Source organism: Inquilinus limosus (assembly GCF_051487185.1).
Classification (GTDB): Bacteria; Pseudomonadota; Alphaproteobacteria; order DSM-16000; family Inquilinaceae; genus Inquilinus; species Inquilinus limosus_F.
Genome location: NZ_JAHVDK010000047.1, coordinates 1 through 21650 on the forward strand (window position 1 = coordinate 1; position 21650 = coordinate 21650).

Annotated in this window: 17 protein-coding genes and 1 pseudogene; 14 read left to right on the plus strand and 4 right to left on the minus strand. The window is 66.1% G+C overall.

The window, feature by feature from the left end:
- From KXR53_RS33755 to KXR53_RS33770, 4 genes are all read left to right on the plus strand, one after another.
- On the plus strand, positions 1-645 hold a 645-nt coding region (locus tag KXR53_RS33755; protein WP_437380016.1), incomplete at its 5' end, for a calcium-binding protein.
- On the plus strand, positions 542-1714 hold the full coding sequence (locus tag KXR53_RS33760; protein ID WP_437380017.1) for a calcium-binding protein: 1173 nt from the start codon (positions 542-544) through the stop codon (positions 1712-1714). The genes KXR53_RS33755 and KXR53_RS33760, both read left to right, overlap by 104 nt.
- Before the next feature lie 69 nt (positions 1715-1783).
- Positions 1784-3061 (plus strand): glycosyltransferase family protein, encoded by a 1278-nt coding sequence (locus KXR53_RS33765; protein WP_437380018.1) that lies wholly within the window; start codon positions 1784-1786, stop codon positions 3059-3061.
- 21 nt (positions 3062-3082) lie between these two features.
- Positions 3083-4705, plus strand: a complete 1623-nt coding sequence (locus tag KXR53_RS33770; RefSeq protein WP_437380019.1) for a calcium-binding protein — start codon at positions 3083-3085, stop codon at positions 4703-4705.
- 181 nt (positions 4706-4886) lie between these two features.
- Here the strand turns inward: KXR53_RS33770 and KXR53_RS33775 are convergent, their stop codons facing one another.
- The 4 genes from KXR53_RS33775 to KXR53_RS33790 form a co-directional block, all read right to left on the minus strand.
- Positions 4887-5213: a hypothetical protein gene (locus KXR53_RS33775; RefSeq protein WP_437380020.1), complete on the minus strand. Its 327-nt coding sequence runs from the start codon at positions 5211-5213 to the stop codon at positions 4887-4889.
- 237 nt (positions 5214-5450) lie between these two features.
- Positions 5451-5681, minus strand: coding sequence for a recombinase family protein (locus KXR53_RS33780; protein WP_437380021.1), 231 nt, complete (start codon positions 5679-5681; stop codon positions 5451-5453).
- 1 nt (position 5682) lies between these two features.
- A complete protein-coding gene (locus KXR53_RS33785; protein WP_437380038.1) occupies positions 5683-5862 on the minus strand; it encodes a hypothetical protein in 180 nt (59 codons plus the stop codon).
- 211 nt (positions 5863-6073) lie between these two features.
- Positions 6074-6577 carry a MucR family transcriptional regulator gene (locus tag KXR53_RS33790; RefSeq protein ID WP_437380022.1) on the minus strand — a complete coding sequence of 168 codons (504 nt, stop codon included), beginning with the start codon at positions 6575-6577 and terminating at the stop codon, positions 6074-6076.
- Positions 6578-6834: 257 nt separating this feature from the next.
- Between KXR53_RS33790 and KXR53_RS33795 the strand changes: the two genes are divergently transcribed.
- From KXR53_RS33795 to KXR53_RS33840, 10 genes and pseudogenes are all read left to right on the plus strand, one after another.
- Positions 6835-7398 carry an SOS response-associated peptidase gene (locus KXR53_RS33795; protein ID WP_437380023.1) on the plus strand — a complete coding sequence of 188 codons (564 nt, stop codon included), beginning with the start codon at positions 6835-6837 and terminating at the stop codon, positions 7396-7398.
- Between the two features lie 1388 nt (positions 7399-8786).
- Positions 8787-9647, plus strand: a complete 861-nt coding sequence (locus KXR53_RS33800) for an AfsR/SARP family transcriptional regulator (protein ID WP_437380024.1) — start codon at positions 8787-8789, stop codon at positions 9645-9647.
- Between the two features lie 113 nt (positions 9648-9760).
- Complete coding sequence (locus KXR53_RS33805) at positions 9761-10006, plus strand: hypothetical protein (protein ID WP_437380025.1); 246 nt, start codon at positions 9761-9763, stop codon at positions 10004-10006.
- A 42-nt stretch (positions 10007-10048) separates the two neighbouring features.
- The gene (locus KXR53_RS33810; RefSeq protein ID WP_437380026.1) at positions 10049-11179 is read left to right on the plus strand and encodes a hypothetical protein; all 1131 of its coding nucleotides are present in this window, start codon (positions 10049-10051) and stop codon (positions 11177-11179) included.
- Positions 11169-11801, plus strand: coding sequence for a hypothetical protein (locus KXR53_RS33815; RefSeq protein WP_437380027.1), 633 nt, complete (start codon positions 11169-11171; stop codon positions 11799-11801). The genes KXR53_RS33810 and KXR53_RS33815 overlap by 11 nt, the downstream gene beginning before the upstream one ends.
- Positions 11798-12385, plus strand: coding sequence for a hypothetical protein (locus KXR53_RS33820; RefSeq protein WP_437380028.1), 588 nt, complete (start codon positions 11798-11800; stop codon positions 12383-12385). Before KXR53_RS33815 ends, KXR53_RS33820 begins: the two co-directional genes overlap by 4 nt.
- Positions 12386-12400: 15 nt before the next feature.
- Positions 12401-13036 (plus strand): PASTA domain-containing protein, encoded by a 636-nt coding sequence (locus tag KXR53_RS33825; protein WP_437380029.1) that lies wholly within the window; start codon positions 12401-12403, stop codon positions 13034-13036.
- A 65-nt stretch (positions 13037-13101) separates the two neighbouring features.
- Positions 13102-19266 (plus strand): S8 family serine peptidase, encoded by a 6165-nt coding sequence (locus KXR53_RS33830; protein WP_437380030.1) that lies wholly within the window; start codon positions 13102-13104, stop codon positions 19264-19266.
- Positions 19267-19305: 39 nt separating this feature from the next.
- Positions 19306-19545: pseudogene (locus KXR53_RS33835) on the plus strand (peptidoglycan-binding domain-containing protein); the annotation flags it as partial.
- A gap of 1575 nt (positions 19546-21120) precedes the next feature.
- The gene (locus KXR53_RS33840; protein WP_437380039.1) at positions 21121-21615 is read left to right on the plus strand and encodes a phospholipase D-like domain-containing protein; all 495 of its coding nucleotides are present in this window, start codon (positions 21121-21123) and stop codon (positions 21613-21615) included.
- Positions 21616-21650: the final 35 nt, after the last annotated feature.

The following is a 21650-nucleotide window of genomic DNA, read 5'->3' on the forward strand; positions in this document are numbered from 1 at the left end:
ACCGTCGGCTACTCGGAATCCGATGTCGGGGTGCACATCAATCTCGGCAATCTGCTGCTCGGCCTGCTCGGCGCCTGGGGCGGCGACGCCGACGGCGACGTGCTGGTCAACGGCTTCGAGAACGTGGTCGGTTCGGCCCATGCCGACGACATCACCGGCGACGCCGGGGCCAACATCCTAGTCGGACTGGAGGATGCCGACCGGCTCGACGGCTCGGGCGGCGACGACACCCTGATCGGTGGCTTCGGCGCCGACGCGCTGATCGGCGACAGGGGCTCCGACACCGCGAGCTATGCCCTGGCCAATGCCGGGGTCAAGGTCAGCCTGTCGACCGGGACCGGCACGGCCGGCGAGGCCGCGGGCGACACCCTGACCGGAATCGAGAACCTGACCGGCTCGGCCTTCGCCGACGTGCTGGAGGGCAGCGCGCTGGCCAACCGCATCCTGGCCGGCCGCCAACACCACCGGCGTCGAGATCGACTTCGGCTCCGGAAACTACATCAGCGTGGAGAATGTCCTTGGCGGCACAGGCGGCGACGTGATGAGCGCCGGCCGCGCCAACTCATCGTCTGCCTTGGCGACGTTGGCCGCGACCGCAGACGAGACCAGCGGATCAGTGGCCGTCGACGGCGGAGCCGGAGATGACAAGCTAACCGGCGGTCACTACTACAAGGATAATTATGATAAGGAGGACTACAAATCCGGCTATGGCGATCTGAAGGGCGGTGATGGCAAAGACGAGATTTATGGAGGTGACCACTATAAGAAAGACTATTCTGATGGTGATTATGGCAAGGATGCAAGTGAAGGTTACAATAAGATCGACGGCGGAGGCGGCGACGACAAGATCTATGCCGGCAGCTATAAGGAAGACGACAAATACAGCTATGACAAATATGGGCACAACGACGTCCGTGGCGGCGATGGTCACGATGAGATCCATGGCGCCAGCTCTGACGAGACGTCGGCCGCGGCGGTTGCCTTAGCTGCGGATGAGGACAGCACCGGAGATACTCTCGACGGTGGCGAAGGCAGTGACACTATCACCGGCGGCAACCGGGACGACGTGCTGATCGGCGGCGCCGGCGCCGATGCGCTGGACGGTGGCGACGGCGTCGATACTGCCGACTACTCGCAATCGAGCACCGGTGTCACGGTCAATCTCTGGAACGGCACCGGCCAATTCGGCGACGCAGCGGGCGACACCGTCGTCAACGTCGAGAACCTGGTCGGCAGCGCGAACATAGATGTGCTGATCGGTAACGATGTCGACAACGTCCTGATCGGCGGCGGCGGAGAGGACACGCTGGACGGCGCCAACGGCAGCGACATGCTCGATGGTGGGGCGGGCAAGGACAGGATCAGGACCGGTGGTGGCTCCGACGTGATCCGCTACACCAGCATCGACGATTCGACCTCCAGCGCGCCCGACACCATCCTCGATTTCTTCCACTCCCTCAGCGGCGGCGACCGGATCGACCTGTCGGCGATCGACGCCGATCCGTCGACGCCGGAGGACGACGCCTTCCGGATCACCAGCATCGACGGCCAGCATGTCCCGGGCGATCTGACGCTCGAGTTCATTCCGGCGACCGGGGCCGGCGGCGACGGCCTTGCCCGCATCAACGGCTATGTCGACGGCGATCAGACTCCCGATTTCACGATCGAGGTTCATGTCGACGCGCCGCTGAGCGAGACCGACATCATCCTCTGATCGTCCCGCGCCGGACCGGCCGCTTCCCGCCCGGAGGCGGCCGGGCCCACCCGAACCGAGGAGGTACGGATGGATGGCCTGGCCCCGACCGCCGATGGCCGCCGGCCACGTCTACTGGCGGTCGGAGATGCCGCGGCGCCCACCGGCCTGGCCCGGGTGGCCGAGGCGCTGCTGCGGCGGCTGGGCGATTCCTTCGACATCGTCCAGCTCGGCAGCAACTACGACGGCGATCCGCATGAGCTGCCCTGGCCGGTCTACCAGGCGCGGCGCGAGCGTGACCTGCATGGCACGCGCCGGCTTGGCCCGCTGATCGCCAAGCTGAAGCCCGACCTCGTCTGGATCATCAACGATCTCGACGTGGTCGCGCTGTATCTCGACGCGCTCGGCGACACCAGGCCGCTGCCGCCGATCGTGGCCTATTGCCCGCTCGAGGCGGGGCCGGTCGACCCGGCGCTGCTCGACCGCCTAGCCGGCCTGACCCGGCTGGTGCTCTACACGGAGTTCGCCAAGGCGGCCGTTGAGGCGGCGCAGGCCCGGCGGGCCCGGCGCAACGGTGGCGCGGCGCCCTTCCCGGGGCTCGAGGTGATCCCGCATGGCATCGACACCGCGGCCTTTCATCCGATCGGCGGCTCGGCCGACCGGCCGGTGCCGGACCGGCCACGTGCCCGCGCCGCCCTCTGGCCGCAGCGGCCAGAGCTGGCGGACGCCTTCATCGTCCTCAACGCCAACCGCAACCAGCCGCGCAAGCAGATCGACGTCACCCTGCGCGGCTTCGCCCTGTTCGCCAGGGACAAGCCGGCCTCGGTGCAGCTTTGTCTGCATATGGGCCGGAAAGACGTGGGCTGGGACATCCCGACCCTGGCCGGGCATCTCGGCCTCGGCCCGCGGCTGATCTTCGACGGCCGCTGGCTCGGGACGCCGCGGCTCGACGACGCGACGCTGAACCGGCTCTACAACGCCTGTGATGTCGGCCTCAACACCGCCAACGCCGAAGGCTGGGGCCTGGTGGCGTTCGAGCACGCGGCCACCGGCGCCGCCCAGATCGTGCCGGGCTTCAGTGCCCCGGGCGAGATCTGGCGCGGCGCCGCCGAGCTGCTGGAGCCGTCGGTGACGCTCCATCACCGAACGTTGTCCTTCGAGGAAAAGATCATCGCGCCGGAGACTGTGGCCGCGGCGCTGGAACGGCTGTACCGCGACCCCGAGCTGCGGACGAAGCGGGCCCGGCAGGCTTACGCCGTCGCGACGGATCCCCGCTATGCCTGGGACACCCTGGCGGCCCGGTGGCGGCGCGTCCTGGGCGAGACGCTGGCCGCGATCTCACGGCATTCAACTCGACCATTCCCCTGAACCCGAGGTGAGGAGAGAGTCATGACTGTCTCAGCGGAACTCCTGGCCCTGCTGCGGATCGATCCCAGGAATGGGCAGGACGATGTCCTCTACGGCGACGACTTCCTGCTCGGCACCATCGGCGGCGGCGCCGGCAACGACTATGTCGAAGGCAAGGGCGGGCTCGACCTGCTCACCGGCGGCACCGGTACCGATACCGTCGGCTACTCCGAATCCGATGTCGGGGTGCACATCAACCTCGGCAATCTGCTGCTCGGCCTGCTCGGCGCCTGGGGCGGCGACGCCGACGGCGACGTGCTGGTCAACGGCTTCGAGAACGTCGTCGGTTCGGCCCATGCCGACGACATCACCGGCGACGCCGGGGCCAACATCCTGGTCGGACTGGAGGATGCCGACCGGCTCGACGGTTCGGGCGGCGACGACACCCTCATCGGCGGCATCGGCGCCGACGAGCTGATCGGCGGCAGGGGCTCCGACACCGCGAGCTACGCCCTGGCCACTGCCGGGGTGGCGGTGAGTCTGTCGACCGGGACCGGAACCCAGGGCGAGGCCGCGGGCGACACCCTGACCGGAATCGAGAACCTGACCGGTTCGGCCTTCGCCGACGTGCTGGAGGGCAGCGCGCTCGCCAACCGCATCCAGGCCGGGGCCGGCGACGACACCATCATCGGCACCGACGGGCTGGACGTCATCGACGGCGGCGCCGGCGACGACACACTCGACTTCTCCGCCAGCACCACCGGCGTCACCATCGATTTCGGCACAGGCCGCTACACCAGCATCGAGAGCATCCTTGGCGGCAAGGGCGGCGACACCATCAGCCTGGCCGCGCCGACTCCGGCCGGCCTGATGACCGTTGCGACCGCGGCCGAGGACACGCCCGGCACTGGCGCTGACGGCGGCGACGGCGACGACACGATCGATGGCGACGACGCTGCCAATACCCTCAACGGCGGCGCCGGCAATGACACGCTCAATGGCGGCGGGGGAAACGACATCCTCATTGGAGCCAGCGGCGAAGACAAGATGGAGGGCGGCTCTGGATGGGGGGAAAGGGATACGGCCGAATATGCGCAGTCGGATGAAGCCGTGAAAATCGACCTCACGGCAGGCACGGCCAGCGGCGGTCACGCATCGGGCGACACCCTCGCCGGCATCGAGAACCTGGTCGGCAGCCGCTTCGATGATACCCTGACCGGAGGTAATGGCGACGAGATCTTGGAAGGCGGTGACGGAAATGACGTTCTCTATGACAGCCATTCCACAGATTTACTCATCGGAGGCGCCGGTCAGGACAGGATCATCTTGGTAGGAGAGGGATTCGACGAGCCCGTTGACACAGTCGTTTACACTAGTATCGCCGATTCTACTCCGGGAAACTCTGATGTCATCGAGGGGTTTTTTCACATGGGCAGCGGTGGGGGAGACAAAGTCGACCTAAGAGCTATCGATGCGGACCAGACAAACCCAAGCGGCAACGACGAGTTTTTCTTGGTGACAAGTGGAGCGATTAAGCCAGGCGCTCTCACCATCGAGTATACCGCTGACACAATAGTGAAGGGCTATGTTGACGGTGACACAATAGCGGATTTCGAGCTAACCATCCGTGGTGTGCGACTGGGTGCGGAGACCTTTGAGCTGTGATGCTCATCGGAGTCTCACAGGGGAGGCGCGGCGGCGCGGCGCCGGGGGATCGGTCGCTTTCCCAGGCTCGTGCCGCTCCGCACCGTATGCCGTAATTAGCATTATCCAAACTTCACGATCGGGTGAGCTGGACGGGAATCGCGGCGCGGGTCGATGTGGCGCAGACGAGCAGCCATCCCGATCATCCCGGTGCGCCGGCGTATCGATCGATCGCGCGATACAATCGACATGGGACAACACCCAGGCGTCTGGCCGCAGAAGCTTTCGAGTGTCCGCCCGCCAGGAGTTCTTGCGCCTCATGGAGCCAGGGAGGCGCGCTCCTGGTCTTCAGTTGGCTGACGATTTTGCCTAGATGAACCGTCTCAAGAACGGCTCCGGTCGTCAGGGTGACGCGCATGACCTTCTCGGCCATGCCGATCCGGGAGACCATCCGGCGGATATGACCGGTTGCAGCAAACTCATCGCCTGGCTCGCCGGCGACGCCCGTAATCCTGGTCAGGAGCTGCATGACGGCGTCCTCCACGTCGGCCGCCTTGAACTGGCCGCTCGATGCTGTGCCGGGGCCGTATCACGTAATGCGTGGCACATAGGATCGGTAGGTGCGGGCTTTCCTATGGACGAAGACATGGATCAGCCGTCGTCCCGTCGCGTCGAAGAGAAGGGCTTTCAGCATGCCGTTCACGGGCGGCCGCCTCAGAGCAGCCTTCCGTCGAGCACTCTCGGCGATCGCCGTCTGGGCGCGCCATCATGCGGCTTCCGAGATGATGGCCTGGTGCTGGTCCGGGAGCGCCCTCCCCTTATGTACGAGTTCGCCTCGATAGAGGCGGTTTTGCAGAATGGCCATGACCACGCGCCGGCTGAACGGCCGTCCGCCCTTGTTCAGATGCCCCCGCGCGTTGAGCTGGGTCGCCAGCGCTCTGGCGGAGCCGATCGCCGGAAAGGCGGCAAAGACATGACGGACGACCGCGGCCTGCACCTCATTGACGACGAGGCGAAGATTTTCGACGTCGTACTCGTAGGGCGCAGAACCACTGACCCACAGTCCCCGGGCTGGGGCGCCAGCGAACCAGTCTCTCAGACGCTCTCCCCGTGACCTCGCGCTCGAATTGGGCGAAGGACAAGAGGACATTGAGCGTGAGCCGGCCCATGCTGGTCATGGTGTTGAAGGACTGCCTCACGGCCACGAATGTCACGCCGTGGTCTTCCGCCTGTACAGGAAACGAAGGATGCGCGGTTCAGGCCGAGGCGAGGTCAGAGAGCCGCGCCTCGGCTCTGGCGAACTTTCACATTGTGGTTCGCACTGCGCATCAGCGGTCTGGTCCACCCGCAGGCAAGCTCGGGGTCGGACTCCGCGGTGCGAGCCAGTTCTCAGGCTGTTGCCGTTTTCGCCGCCGCCGTCTTGCGGGTGCGGGGAGCCTTCGCTGCCGGGGCTGGCGCAACGGGCGGCTCGCTGCGACGAGTGCCAAGGCCGATCGCCTTGGCCAGCTTGCTGCGCTGCTCGGCGTAACCGGGTGCCACCATAGGATAATCCGCCGGCAGGCCCCAACGCTCGCGGTACTGGTCCGGGGTCATGTTGTAGGCCGACGACAGATGCCGCTTCAGCATCTTCAGCTTCTTGCCGTCCTCGAGACAGACGATGTAGTCGGGCGTGACGGACTTTCGGATGGGCACCGCGGGGTCAGGCCGAGCCGGGGCTGCCGGCTCCGCCGCCTTTCCCAGGCCGCTCAGCGCGCCATACACCTGCGCGATCAGCGCTGGCAGGTCCGCCTGAGCCACGTTGTTGTGCGCGACATGGGCCGAGACGATCTGGACAGTGAGGCGGCGCGTCTCGTCCGCCGTAGCCTGAGGGGATACCGAGCCAACTTCGCTCATCAAATCACTCCGGTGGTTTCGCGAACTTACGTTATTACAGAATCGCGGGCAGGGCCGTTGAATTATAATTAAGGCGACGACAGTTCAACAGCTTTATTCTTCGCCATGCACATTTCCGGGAAACGTCCATGTCCAGAGACGACGATCGGATCTTTGATCCGGCTCGGGCTCGAAGAATTCCCGATCCGCCGGATCTTGCGCATTCCGGCGGTCCCCGGATCGATGACAATCTCTCGTCTCAGCCTATCTGGATCGTCATGGCTTCGTCCGAGAGCACGACAAGCGAACGTCTCGCCGAGCTCGTCCGCCTGCAGGCGGAGCGGGCCCGTGCCAATGGCCACAAGCCCGGGCAGATGGTCGAGGGCGCGGAGGTCATCGTCGTCCGGCGCAATCCCGAGACCGGCCGAAAGCATTTCGACCTGCTCAAATGGGGCTTGGTGCCCCACTGGGCGCCCGACATGTCCCGGCCGTACCTTCACGCCCGGGCCGAGACGGTCGACGAGCTGCAGCCGTTCGCCCAGTCCTTTCGCCGGCGCCGCTGCATCATCTCGGCCGGCTTCTTCACCCAGCGCCGGACGATCGGCCAGCCGAAGGGCCGGCTGTTCGCCATCGGGATGGCCGACGGGTCCTCGATGCTGGTCGCTGGCATTTGGGACGCCTGGCGCGACAAAGGGACCGATACCTGGATCCGCACCTTTGCGACGGTCATGGTCCCGGCCAACAGCGTGGTCGGTGAAATCCACGACCGCATGCCGGCGATTCTCACCAGAGACCAGCTGCCATTCTGGTTCGGAGATGTCGAGCTGCCCTCGAGGAGGTGAAGGCCATGCTCCGGCCCTTCTCCTCCGAGGGGATGATTCGCTGGCCCGCCAAGTCGCCGCGGCCGCCCGCATTGGTGGCACAGCAGCAGCCGGATCCGGAGCCAGACCTGTTCGGGCCGCGGTCGTGATGGTTCGGAGTGGCTGAAAGCCCTAGCAGGGCCAAGGACTCGGTCGAGCGGGCGTGCGGTTATGTTGGCGCGCGCAGGTATTTGTCGAGTGCCCGGTAAAATCGGGAGGGAACAACGCCCAGTTGCCTGGCTGCCGATATTTTTGTGTGCCCGCCTGCGAGCAGCGCTCGCGCTTCGTCAAGCCAGGGAGGCACCCCCAGCGACTTTGGCTGGCTGACCATCTTTCCGGAATGCGGCGTTTCGAGGACCGCTCCGGTCGACAGGGGGATCCGCCGCCTGGACATCCTGACAACGATGCGGCGCCGCGTCGGCCTACTCGATCGGCAATGGGACGAGCTGGCGTCAGTCATTGCGATCACGCGCTTCATCGACCGCCACAACGCCAAGGCGATCGCGGAGACGGCATAGCAGCAACCGAGGTCCGGAGAGCGCTCAATGGAGCGATGCTGCGTGTCTGGCTGCGGAAAGTGGGCGCAGCACGGCGGCATGTGGCAAGCGCTTGAAGGCTTCGAGTATGTCGGTCCGGTCATCGCGCAATCCTTGAAGCCGTGAACAAGGTCGGATGGCCTGCCGGAGGTGCGGGACTAGGAGTTGCAGCAGCTTCGGCTTGCCCGCGCCAGTGAGGGCCTCTGAACGCAAGGACGCTCCCTTGCCGAGCCACCAAACGCGATTGTAGTCGCGAAGGATCGCAGCGAATACACCGTCACCAGCTTAAGTCGGTAAGATCCAGTCATTGTAGAGTTCGCTGCGGATAAGATCCCCCAAGGAAATGACAGATCGTAGGGAGACTAAATTCTCCTGGGACGCACGTTCCAGGGACGGTGACATCGGATTCGCGCGCATGAAATAATCATTGTAGCTGCGCAGAGCCTCTGGATCGACCGGCATTACCGTGATCGGGCGCGTCTGCGGATTTGAAATCGTCGGCCCACCGTTGCTGCCGCCTATGGCGCAGGTGATCGCTCTCAGAGCGGCATCCCACCACGTGTTATCCAAAGTAGCATCTTGAAATCGAGCAATAACTTCGGAAAGTTGGTTAAGCTACAACATCGAGCGCTCCTCTCGCGCAAGAGAAGCCATCCCACCTCCAAGAAAAAAACTATCACATCTCGTATGTTCATACGACGACGGCAGGCGCCAACTTCGATCAAATAGTAAACGCTTGGTTGGGGGTACTTCTATAAATAATCCCACAAAGCAAATCGTCTAACCCAGTTGATATGCTTGGGTCAGCGCCCTGCGACGGAGGCGCCTTGCGACATGGCGACTTGGGGCATCTATCTGCTTGGACGAGAACGGTTTTCACGATCCGACGTCGGGGTGATCGACATGCCAGAGGTCTGGTGGTTGGTACTCAGCTGCCTGCTTGTTTCTCCAGGATGGTGCCTTGGCCGCAGCGCGATCGCTGGGAGGTTATGGCCGGAACAGTATGAGCACGCTGCGCGACACTGCCTGGCGACTGCACTCTGGCGCATCAAATGCCGCCTGCCAAAAGGTCAAGAGTTACTCGTCCAGACCGCCGGATCCGTGAAGCTGTCAGTCAATCGCACTGTCTGGATTGACATATTTGCATTTGAGCGTCGTGCGCGGCTCGCCCTCACGTCTCCCGACATGCTCTCATCGGAATTGCAGCGGCGCCGGCTCGCTCGTGCGCTACAACTCTATCGCGGATCTCTACTTGGCGATCGAGATTCAGAGTGGATCGCGATTGAGCGCGAACGACTGCGCGCACTTTATCTGGACGCACTCTTTGCTCTGGCAACCGCCGAAGCCCGCGCCGGCGACTGGGTCTCAGCTCGACAGGCCGCCCAAACCCTGTGCGCCGCCGAGCCGCTCCGAGAGGATGCCCAGCGATTGTTGATGACCGCTCACGCACGTTGCGGGAACCGCGCCCTCGCATTGGACCAGTATCGCGCACTTGCCGCCCTGCTCCAGAGCGAACTAGGCATCGGGCCCATGTCTGAGACCCGCGCACTCGCGGCTGAGATCGCGGGCAAGGAAACGGCTCCAGGCTGCCTTGAGTCGGCACCGGCTTCCATGCGCCATCGCGACGCAATGCTGCAAGTGCGGCGCCACCTCGTCGAATCGGTCCACCTTCTCGATCAATCGCTCGGCACCTGAAAGAGCGGGGCCGCCGGCCCCTCGTGAGAGTTTGGTGAAGCCGCGGTGATGGTTCGGTGATCCGACTTGCCCATCATACGTCAGTTTCAGGTTCGTTGTGCCTGGAGGGCGACGTGGATGACCACAATGGGGCTGACCAGTCCGATCCAGCGAATCCCTCGCCGGTTTCGACGATCATCGTGCGCTGGTGGTACGAATCGGGCAGCGTCGATCCCGAGGAAAAGCAACGGGCGACACGTGGCACGATCCGCGACCTATCCGGTCGAACACTGGGTGCGTTTGCCGGATTCGATGCGCTGGTCAGGCTACTCCGCCGAATCTTTGCCGAACGTCGCCGCCCGCCGGCCGACACCGACTGACGGGCCAGAGCGAGCCTTTGCGCGCCAACTTCGGAGCAGACAATGACCGCCTACGACCCGTCCCTGGCTTCGAGTTCCTTCGCCAACCTGCGGGCGGTGGTCGACCCGTCCCTTGCCCAACTTCCTGCTCGCGAACTTCGTGGTCAGATCGATCGCGTATTCGGCGTCGGCATGGCCGACTCGATAGAGCAGGAACTCGACGAGGCGCACGAGGGGATCGGTCGGTTCTTCTCATCGGCCGCGCGCGATATCGGCCGCTTCGCCACGAAAGCCGCGCCTGCCGTAGCGCACGTCGGGGGAGGCGCGCTGCAGGGCGCGATGGCGGGATCGGCCGCCGGTTTGCCGGGTGTTATCGCCGGCGCTGCCATCGGCGGTGCCGGCGCCGGGCTGAGCCGGTATGGCGGGGGGACCGCGCGTCAGATCGGCGGCGCTTTGAGCGGGGTGACCTCTCTCGCCGGCCAGTTCACGCCGATGGGCCGGGTCGGCAGCGCGCTGGGCTCGACTGTCAGTGGGCTGGGTGGGGCGGCTGGAGGACAACGCAGACCAGCACCCGGCCCGCTCCCGCAACCTGGCGCAGCGCCGGGCGCCGGATTTGGCCAGCTGGCCCAGCTCGGCGGTCTATTGTCATCCCCCCAAGCCGCTGGAGCATTAACAGGCCTATTCGGCGGAAGCGGCGCCGCGGGCCAGCTGTTCAGCGCTCTGCAGCGGTCGGAACTGCAGCGAGCGCTAGCAGCAATGCGCCTCGGTCGGCTGGGGCGCAAGTCGATCCCAGTAGGACAAGCGCAAGTCCCGGTCGGCAATTTCGCACATCTGCTTGCTCACCTCGCCCAGCAAGTAGCGACCGAAGCGGCGGAGGGCGAAGCCGACGGCGAGGGCGAGGCGGCCGCACTGGCGTTCATGACCGATGGAGCAGAGGGCTTCGTGGGCGATCCCGCGTTGCCGAGCGACCGTGCCGCGCGCCTGTGGGACATGCTCAATGAGGCGCAGGCGGAGCGGCTGGCCGAGGCGATCGGCAGCGAAGAGCTCGCCGAGGCAGCAGGCTGGGATGCCGAGGACGAGCTGGCGGAAGAGGAATATTCGGCGGACGACGAGCTTTACGACCAGCTCGATCTCGCCGAGGCCGAGGCCATTGACTACGCCCTCTCAGTTGCGGAGAAAAACGATGCCTGGTGACAGCGAGGTCCTTGACGTCGCGGTCGACGAGGAGCGGACGGGCGAGCCTCAGACCGCCAATGGAAACCGTGCGGCGGACACGCCGCTCCTCGGCGCGAGCGCCATGGCTTTTCTCGAGGCGCTCCGCTCCGGTTCGGTCGACCCGCAGAAGGTGATGATGAGCGCGCTGGCCGGCCAGGGTGACGACAATCCGCACATTGGCATGCTGCTCAAGCTGGTCGAGGAGCAGGGCAGCGGAGGCAACGTCGACCAGCTGCGCGAGGATTTGCGCGAGGAAATCCGGGCCGAGCAGGCCGAGGCGGTCGAACAGCTGAGCGAGACCGCGCGGCGGCTCTATGCCGAGGTGGAGGCGAGCCGTTCGCGGCTCGAAGCGCTCGCCGCGGCGCTAGGCGCCTGCCCCAACTGCTTCGGTGATGATCTGTTGTGCGACACCTGTGGTGGTGAAGGAACGCCGGGCTCGCGCACTCCACAGGCCGATGAGTTCCACCGCTACGTGCGACCGGCGGTGGAGCGGGTCAGGGCACTATTGCGCCGCGCTCCGCCGCGTCGCCCCTGGCCGCGCAACCCCTCGGCGCGACCCGCCGATCCCCCAACCGCCACGGAAGTAGGAGCAGGATCATGAACTACGATACCCCCGAAACCTATCTCGATGCGCCTGACGTCGATTCGCCCGACATCGAGAGCTGGGACACTGATCTCTACGACATCCTAGAGGACGAGAGCTACGACACGGAGTCCCGTCGCCGACGGCGGCCGCGGCCCGTCCGCACCGCGACCGGCGCCAGCACCTTCCGTGGCCGCCCTACCGGCGGCCCAGTGACCCAGGCGCAGCTTGAGGCCGCTCTCGCGCGGGTCCGGCAGCAAATCACTGCCAATGCAACAGCGATCAAGACCGTTGACGGCCGTGTGCGAACGGTCGTCGGCGACATGAACCGACTGCAGGCTAGCGCCAAGAAGGATCTCGGCAAGCTGCGCGCCGACCTCAGGACCACCCAAACCCTGTCCGCGCTGATTCCGCTGATCGCCCCGCCGGATAGCAAGTTCGGCCAGGTGGCACCGCTCCTGCATCTCGTCGGCTCCGATCTCGTTTCAGGTAGCGGCATGTCCTCGACGTCATCGGGCGGCGGAATGCTGGGCAATACCAACAATCTGATCGCCATCGGAGCGCTGGCCTACGCGAGCGGCATCTTCGATCCGAAACGTTGAGGAAAGGACAAGGCCGTGAATGACGTGCTGAACCCGCTGGCGACCAGCTTCACCGCCAAGCAGGCGAACCTGCCCTCCCATGAGAGTGCCTTTTACACTGCATGTGCCCTGGTTGTGAAAGGTCCGCTTGGCCTCGCGCCCGTGCTGGTCGCGGCCGAACGCCGGCGGCGCAATCTTGGCGCAGGAAGCGTCGACCAGGCGATAGGACGCGCACTGGTCAACGTGCCCGATGTCGTCGCTAAACCCGTGGACGAGGCACGCCAGATACTTAAGGATCAAGGCTTAACGCCACTAGTTGAGTACCACCGAAGCGACGCGGCAGAGAAAGACAAGGTGCTCCGCCAACTGCCACCTGGCGGCACCGACGAGTTGGTCGAGGAAGGCTCCCAGATCAAGCTAAGTGTCGGTGCCGGCCCGGAAGACCAGCCGAAAGACAAAATCGACCTGCTACTGGAACAAGTCACTACGGTCCAACAGGAAATCAGCAGCCTAAACAGCAAGGTTGGCGCCGTGGAGAGGGGGCTTGGCGAAATAAAAAAGGATGTTGATGCCCTCCAGAGCGACATGGGTACCGTGAAGAACGACGTCGACACGCTGAAAGGCAAGCTGCCAAGTGAAGAGCGGAAACGCGGGCAGCAAACCACCAGTTAGCGATCTCAGTTCGCGGCTGTCAGCGTTACCGCCGGGCGGCCAGCGCTTCGACCAGAGAGGCACAAGTGGAAAGCGCGCTGTGGGAGCTCGCCGAGGAAGGCGATCCCGACGACGAAGTGTCGGTCATCGTCCGGCTTCGCGAAGATCAGCCGCCACCGTCGCTGTTGCGGATTATCGCCCGTTTCGGGCTGATCGCCACCTGCCGGTTGCGGCGTGGCGACCTCGAGAGGGCGCGGGCGCAGGTCGCGAGCATGAAGCGACCGCAGGACTACACGCCCGCTCTCGACGCCGATGACTGGATGGAGGAGGCGAGTGACGATCTCGCCCTGCGCCCTGGCGATGAACGGCGCCCGCAGGGTCTGCCCACGGGCGCCGGTGTGGTGCTCGCCCACCTCGATTGGGGCCTCGACATCACCCACCCGGCGTTTCGAGAACCAGGTCCAAGTGGAAAGACAAGGCTATTCGCGCTGTGGGCCCAGGGGCAGGCCTACGACCCCGCCCATCCCAATCGGTACGGCTTCGGCCGCATCTATCTGCGCGAGGAAATCGACCGGGCGCTGGCCACGGCTGACCCCTACGCGGCGCTGGGGGGCTATCGCTGGTGGACGTCGGACCGGGGCAAGGGCAGCCACGGCGCTCATACTTTGGGCATTTCAGGCGGGAGCGGCGCTCAGGGCACGCTGGCCGGTCTCGCGCCGGAAGCCGAACTGCTGTTCGTCGATCTCACCACACGCACGCCTCAGGGGCAGCAGGCCCTCGGCAGCTCGACCGACTTGCTCGAAGGCTGCGATTTCGCCGATCACATTGCCGGCGACCGTCCGCTGGTCATCAACGCCAGCCTCGGCAGGCAGGCGGGGCAGCACGATGGACTGTCTCTGACGGAACAGGCGCTCGATCATCTCCTGCTGTCGCGTCCGGGCCGGGCGATCACGATGAGCTGCGGCAACTATTACGCCAAGGAGGCGCATGCCCAGCTCACGCTTCTCCCGGGCGAGACCCGCACGCTGAGGCTTGAGCTCCGTGAGGGCCGGAGCCGGGCCGAACTTGACATTTGGTACCCGCGCGCCGACCGGCTAGCCTTCGCCGTCAACGGTCCGGACGGGGTCGCCCTCGGCCCGATCGAACCGGACGATCGCGGCGACCTGCGCCACGGCGGCCGAATCGTCGGCCGCCTCTACAATCGCACCGACGATCCGAACAACGGCGACTGCCAGGTCTCCCTGTTCCTGTTCCCCGAAGCGCCACCCGGCCGCTGGTCGCTGTCGGTCAACGGCCACTCCGTCGGCGACGGGCGCGTCCATGCGTGGGTCGAGCGAGATCCGACCGGTCCAGGGCGGCTGGTGTTTACGGACGCCGATGTCGACCCGCGCTCGACCATCGGCACGATTTGTAATGGCTACGCAACCATTGCGGTGGCTGCCTATGACGCCCATTCCGAAGGGCGCGAACCCGGCCGCTTTTCGAGTTCCGGTCCGACCCGGGACGGGCGCGACAGTCGGCCGACGCTGGCCGCGCCGGGCTGCCAGGTGCTCAGCGCCCGGTCCCGCCCCCGGAACAAGAGTGCCGCGCCACTGCAGAGCCGGCTGTCAGGCACAAGCATGGCCGCACCGCACGTCGCCGGGACGGTCGCGCTGATGTTTGCCGCGGCACCCCGGCCGCTGTGGATCGAGGAAACCCGTGCCCTGCTCGTCGGCAGCGTCGAACCGGTGCCCGCCGACCAGCGCAACCGGCTCGGCGCCGGCTATCTCGATCCGGCGGCGGCGGTGGCCGCGGCAAGAAAGGTACCGCGCGTTGCACCGACCCGGCCGGCCGGCCATGCGGCCTCGCTGATCCCACGCCCACACTTGCGCCTGCCCTTCCTTGAGGAGAGCGAGATGTCCATCCCCGACAGCACCTTCGAACCCCGTGACCCTTCGGTGCCGGAGGATGAGCCTTTCGAGTGCGAGGCCGACTACGAGGAGGAAATCGCCGCCGGCGGCGACCAGGGTCTCGATAGGGTCGACGCCGATGAGATTGTCGCGACGGTCGAAGAGGACCTCGAGGAACCGGTCCTGTCCGGCGCTGGCTGGGATGCCGAGGCGGACGAAGAGATGGGCGAGGCCCGTTATCGGAGCCGCCGGCCGGCCGCGTTGCCGCTCCAATTCCAGATTCCAATTGGCCCCGGCGGAGGCGGTCTTGGCCTTGCGGTCCCGATAGGCGGGCGGGCAAGCCCGTTTGCGCTCAGCCTCCCGCTGACCAGCCCGCCCACGCCTGCCGCGGCGCCGGCAGCTCCGGCGGCGGAGCCGACCACACACCCGCAAGAGCCGGCGCTCACCACGGCGCTCGACCTTCCTCTCGACCCTATTGCCGCCGCTGCGGCCCACGCGACAGAGGTCGGCGAACTCGAGTCCGATGAGGACAAATCCTGCGGCGGCGCATGCGATCATGACGCCGAAGACGAGGCGGCTCTCGAGGAGGCGCTGCGGATCGATGAGCTGGAGCGCAGCTACCATTCCGCGGACTTCTCTGAGATCGACGCGAGATATGTCGGTGAGCAGGTGATGGCCGCAGTCAATGCTGCGCTCGCCGCCGCGCCGAGTTCCTCCTCCGGCCTGATCGCGACGCTGGGCGAAGCATTGGGCGATTACGAGGACACCGGCGAGGCGGACGATGGCCCGCCGCCGTCGCTCTACCGTCTGTTCCGCACAATTGCCGATCGCAGCGGTCCCGTCCCGCGGCTCTTCGGTCACAACGTCCGGGTGGTTGCGCGTCCCGGCGAGCCACTCGGCGGCCAGCGGCCGCTGCGCGGCGATCTGATGTTACGGGCAGTGCCAGGCCAGCGCTGGGTGCAGCTCTCCTTCGTGGCCGAGCCCGGCTTGGTGCCCGCGGCGCAGCTCGCCGAGCGTGGCATTCGCCCAGAAGGCGGCACCAACATGTTGCCCGGCCATTATCTGCAAGTGGTCGAGGTCTGGCCGGTTCGGCGCGAAGAACAGGACCGTTACGGCCGGCGCCTGGCCAATGCGGCGGAATTGGTGCTATTCGACACGATGCTGCTGCGGCTGATGCCGCCGGGCGACGCACCCCCTGCCGATGACCGACCAGGGGAGGCCGAGGAGGATCCCGGCGAGCCGACCCTCCGGTCCGGATCTGTGGGACCGGCGGTCGTGGACCTACAGCGGCGGCTCAACGCGCTGCACGCGCAACGCCTCGCCGCCGGCCGGCCCGGCCTCGGCGACCTGCCGCTCGCCGAGGATGGCCGCTTTGGACCGCGGCTGCACGCGGCAGTGCTGGCATTGCAGCGGCTCGCCCCGCCGGGACTGGTGCCGGCGCCCGACGGGATCATGGGCAGGGCGAGCTGGAACGCGCTCGCGCTGCTCGAAGCGGGCGCCGCCATGCTGGCGGCGAGCGGCGTGGGACGCTCGCAGGCGCGACCGTCGGCGCCAAGCGGGGCGACTGGAATCCTCGCCGGACAGGAAACAATCCAGCGGCTACCGCTGATCGCCGGCCACCGCGGAACGCCGCCCGACGTCGTGCTGCGCTGGAATGCGATGCAGGTAGCGCCGAAGCGGGTCGATGTGGTTGTCCACCTGCACGGCTTTTCCGGCCTGGGCGAGGCGATGCGGATCGATCGCCAAAAGCTACCGGAAAGCGGCTTGGACTTCGTCAATCCCAACAATCCTGCGGAAGTCGGTCGGAGAACGGCGACGCTGGCCGTTCTGCCGCGCGGGAACTTCTACGGCGGCCAGTCGAACACCGGCTACAATTTCCCGGCATTGTTCGCTCCTGGAGCCCTCAGCCAGCTGATCAGGTTCGCGCTCGAGCGGTTCGCGGCGCAGGCAGGGCTCAGCCGGGTCGATCCCGGCCGGGTGATCCTGACCGCGCATTCGGGTGGCGGCGCTGCCTTGATGCGGCTGCTGGCCGATCACGACCCCGACGAGATCTATTGCTTTGACGCGCTTTACGGGCGGCCTGATGCGCTGATCCGGTGGGCCGAGGCACGGCTGCGCGGAGCCGAACCAGCCGGGGCCGCGTTGCGCGTGCTCTACCGCGACGGCGAGCCGACCGCTGCGAACAGCCGCCGAGTGGCACAGGCCATTGCCTCGCTGACCGCGGGCAACCCGACGCTCGAGCGGCGCTTCCGGGTCGAAGCGACTCGCGAATCGCACGGCGGTATTCCCCGACGCTACGGCTGGCGTTTGCTGGCTGACGCCGCAGCCGATCTCGACCTCGGCAGTCGGCGGCACGCGCCGCAGCGTCCGGCCGCCAGCGCTCGGGAAGACGAGGAACACTGGTTCGACATTGGCGAAGACGAGTCGACCACCCGCAGCGGTTTGTCACAGGATGAGATCAGTCGGCTGGCGGCACGCGAGTTTGCCAATGCGGCGGAGCTCGAGGCCCATTTCGCCGCGGTCGGCGGCTTCGCCGACTGGTTCAACCGCGAATTGTCGGGACGTGAGCCGTTCGCCCGGCCGGGACCTGGCAGCGCGCTACGCATGCCGACGGGCGCGGCGGCTCAGACGCGCTTTCGGGCATCCTGGGACCGTCTCGAGCTCGCCTATCGCCAGCCGCGGGTCAGCCTGCTCGAGTTCGCCGCGCTGGTGGCGATCGTGCTCAACGAAACCAGCGGCGACTTTGCCGCGCGCACCGAATCCAGCGGTAGCGGAGGCGGAGGCCGCACCGACGCGCGCGGCCGGCATCCTGGCCTCGCCTATTTCTTTGATCGGATCGAGCTGCGCCCGGGGCATTGGAAGGCGAGCTACAATCATCTCAGCGGCGGCCGAACTGCCGGCTCGCTTTTCGACGATGAGATCTTCATCAGCGCCCATGGCGCGCTTGCCGGAGCCGACCGGCTGGCGCGGCACGGAAATGATTTCGATGGCGTGTGGCACGGTCATTTCTATCCCCAGGACGGCTTCAGCACCGACGAGCAGGATCCTGCGACCGCCTTCATCCGCGAAGCCGACTTTTACAAGTTCCGCGGCCGCGGCATCATCCAGATCACCGGCCGGGCGAGCTATGTTCGGCTCGTCCGCTATGTCAGGGAATATCGCGGCGCGGACCCCGTGCTGCGCGCGCTCGCCGAGCGCTGGGGGCCGTTGACCGACGACCAGACCTGCACCGCCAGCACGAATGCCGAATGGGAGCAGCTGTTCGGAGTTCCCGACATGCTGGCGCTCGCCTTCTCCTTCCATTCCGGCGGACCCTACAGCTATCGCGTGATGAGTCGCCGGGCCGACGTACTCAATGCGGTTCCGCCCGTCGGGACGCGCGGAACCCCGGGGTCGATCTATCTGATGGGCCGGCGGATCAGCGGCAGCCATGCCTATGGCGCGGGGCTCTACCGGAATCGGGTGCTGACGCTGATGCGGGCCCTGGCGCAGCTGCCCGCCGCACGCGAGAGCAGCGTCACCCCCCAACCGCTGCCGCCACCGGGCCCCTCGCCATCGCCCTCCCCTTCACCCCCCTCCGGTCGCAGGGCCGGTCAGGAGCTCGAGCATCGCCGCCGGCGCGGGGAACCAAGTCCGACAGCTCCGGTGCCCTCAGGTCAGCGGACCGCTGTCCCCGCGCCCGATCCCGACACAGCACGCGCGCAGTGGCTGGCGAACCCGCGGGCGCACGCATACTTTCATAACGGCGAGCAGGAATATCTCGAGTTCGCGCCGATGTTCGCCCAGCGTGGGGTCGGCGACGCTGCAAGCTATCTAGCCAACAACATGACCAGCCTGCGCTTCTTCGGCAGGCGCCAGGACGGTCACCGCGATCTCGTCGCGCCGCTGCGCGCTGTCGAAGAGGCCCTGGTCGGCCAGTCGATCGAGCCACCGATCAGCAGGTTCGGCTGCCTCAACGTCCGGAAAATCGCAGGGACGAACCGATTGAGTTTCCATGCGCTTGGCCGAGCGATCGACCTGAACGCGGATTCCAATCCGCACGTCAGGGACGCCAGGGACTTCCTCGTCATCCAGGCCGTGACCGGAGTGGACCTGCGCCGCGAGGCCGCACCGGCGCGCCTTCAGCAGGCCAGTCGGCAATTCCAGCGAGATTTCACCAACGAATGGATCGCCCGGCAAAGCGATCAGCGAGTCGCCGCGGCGCTGGCCGGACGCGAGGTCCGGGAGCGGCTCGAGCGCTATGCCCGAAACGGCTTTTGCACGCTCTACCTGCCGCTCATCGAGGCACTAATCGCAGCAGGGCTGCGCTGGGGCGGCAGCTGGACCAGCAGCAAGGACTTCATGCACTTCGAACTGCCGTGACGGACCCAGCACAGGCGCATTTTGGAGGGGACACGCACGATGGAGCACTGGAACGTGAATGGCTGGAGCGAGCAGTTCGTCGCCGACTGGGCCAGCCCCCTCGCGGGCATCGAGGCGGCCGGCGACGCCAATGTGCGCTGGCTGCAGAGCGCGCTCAACCAGGTCGCCAATGCCGGGCTAACGGTTGACGGCATCGACGGACAGGCCACCCGCACGGCGGTGCGGGCCTTCCAGGCCGCGCATGGGCTGAAGGTCGACGGAATCGCCGGGCCGCAGACGATTGCGGTCTTGCGCCGGGCGCTGGCAAACGGCGGTGGCGCGGCTCCCTCTGCTCCGGTCTGCCCCCGTCTTCCCAAACGCCAGGTGCTCGACCGTTTCGCCTTCGGCCAGCATCGGCTCGAACCGCACCACTTGCCGCAGATCGATGCGATTGCCGCCTGCCTGCTTGCCAGTCTCGACAGTCCGACGCCGATCGACGGGCTGTCGCTGGTCGGCCATACAGATCCGGTGGGCGACGAAGCCAAGAACATGGCGTTAGGCCAGAAACGGGCGGAAGCCGTGGCCGACGGGATCATTGCCAGCCTACGCCGACAGGCACCGACGCGGCACTTCTCCTTCGTTTTCACACCCTCGAGCATGGGCGAGCGCGAGCAGCTGCCCGGCAACCCGGAGCTGAGCCGGCGGGTCGAGGTGATCGCGCCCTTTGCTTTTCCACAACCGAAGCCAAAGCCTAAACCCGAGCCGGGCCCGGTGCCGCCGCCGTTCCGGTCGGAACTCGCTCCGCCGCGCTGGGGGCCGATTCTCGCACGGGCGATTGGCCCCCAGGCGGTGCTGCGGACTGGCAATGCAGTGCGGCATCTGGTTGATGCGGAAAACCCGGCGAATTCGGCACTGGCCGGTTATGACGCAATGGTTCAGGCAGTCCGGTCTGCACGCGGCGGCGATGCCTTTATCTACTTGCTCGGCTGGATCTGCATCGATGATTTCGACATGATCAGCTGCGATCCGTCGAGCAAGCTGTACCGCTTGCTGGCCGATGCAGCGGCGCGAGGCGTACAGGTCCGCGCCATCTTCTGGCAGCAGCCGGTCCTTTATCCGACCCAGCGTCGACAGACGCAGAGATCTGCGGATCGGGTCAACGCCCTGCCCAGCGGTGCGGCGATCATCGACGATGAGACACTGAGGAGAGGCTCGCATCACCAGAAGCTGCTGGTTGTCGGAGGCGCGGAAGGAGCGCTGGTCGGCTTTACCGGCGGACTGGACGTCAATCCCGACCGCATCCAACCGTCGACCATCGTTTGCAACCCGCCTCGCATCGCTGCCGGCGAGGAGGAGGTGGACGATAGGGAGGAGATGCTGGACCTTGAGAGTATGAGCGGTGGCGGCGGGTCGCCGCTTCACGATGTGCATTGCCGAATTGAGGGACCGGCGACATTCGATTTACTGCAAACTTTCATCAAGCGCTGGGACCACCACCCCGACAGCCGCGCAATCGAGGCGCGCGCTCCGCTGCGGGGGCGCACGCGAGTTCCGACGGCCGCGCTGACCCGCCCGCTGCCAGCCGATCGGAGCTCGACCGGCGAAACCTGTTCGATCGTGATCGGACGCACCTTCAATCCGCGGCGGGGATCCGGCATGCCGCGCGAACGTGACATCAAGTCGATGCTACTTGCCGCGATCGGAGGGGCCCGGCGGTTCATCTACATGGAGGAGCAGTATCTGCTCAACCTGGACGCGGCTCGGGCCCTGCGTAGCGCGCTGCCTAACATCGAGCACCTGACGATCGTGATCGCCGCGTCGGACATCAACGGCGACACGCCCTGCATCTGGACCTACCGCCGCGAGTTCGTTGAGATGCTGAGCAATGGGCTCGCCCCGGCGCTCGGCGCTAAGGTCAGGATTTTCCAGCTGGTCTCGCCGCCGATCCCGGGCGTTGCGCCTCCCTGCTCTACGCGGCGTCGCGTGTTCTCACCCAAGTTCGGCCGCCATACCTACGTGCACGCCAAATGCTGGGTGTTCGACGACGAACTGGCAGTGATCGGTTCGGCCAACTGCAACAAGCGGGGCTGGGAACATGACAGCGAAATCGGCGCGTTCGTGTTCGATGACCGCGTGCCGGCAACCGCCTCCACGCGCACCTTTGCCCAGCAGCTGCGGATGGACCTCTGGTCGGAGCATCTCGACCTTCCTGCGGCCCAGCTCGCAGACGGAGTGAGAAGCGCGCATCATTGGCTGCGCCCACCCACAACCGCTCGAATCCTGCCGTATTGCCCTGACGACAGGAATGACATTGCGGCCATCAAGTGCGGGTTGCTCAAAGAGACCGTCGTCGATCCCCCAGCCCCTTGAAATCCATGGAGCAAAGAGCGGGAGGCGACATTGCT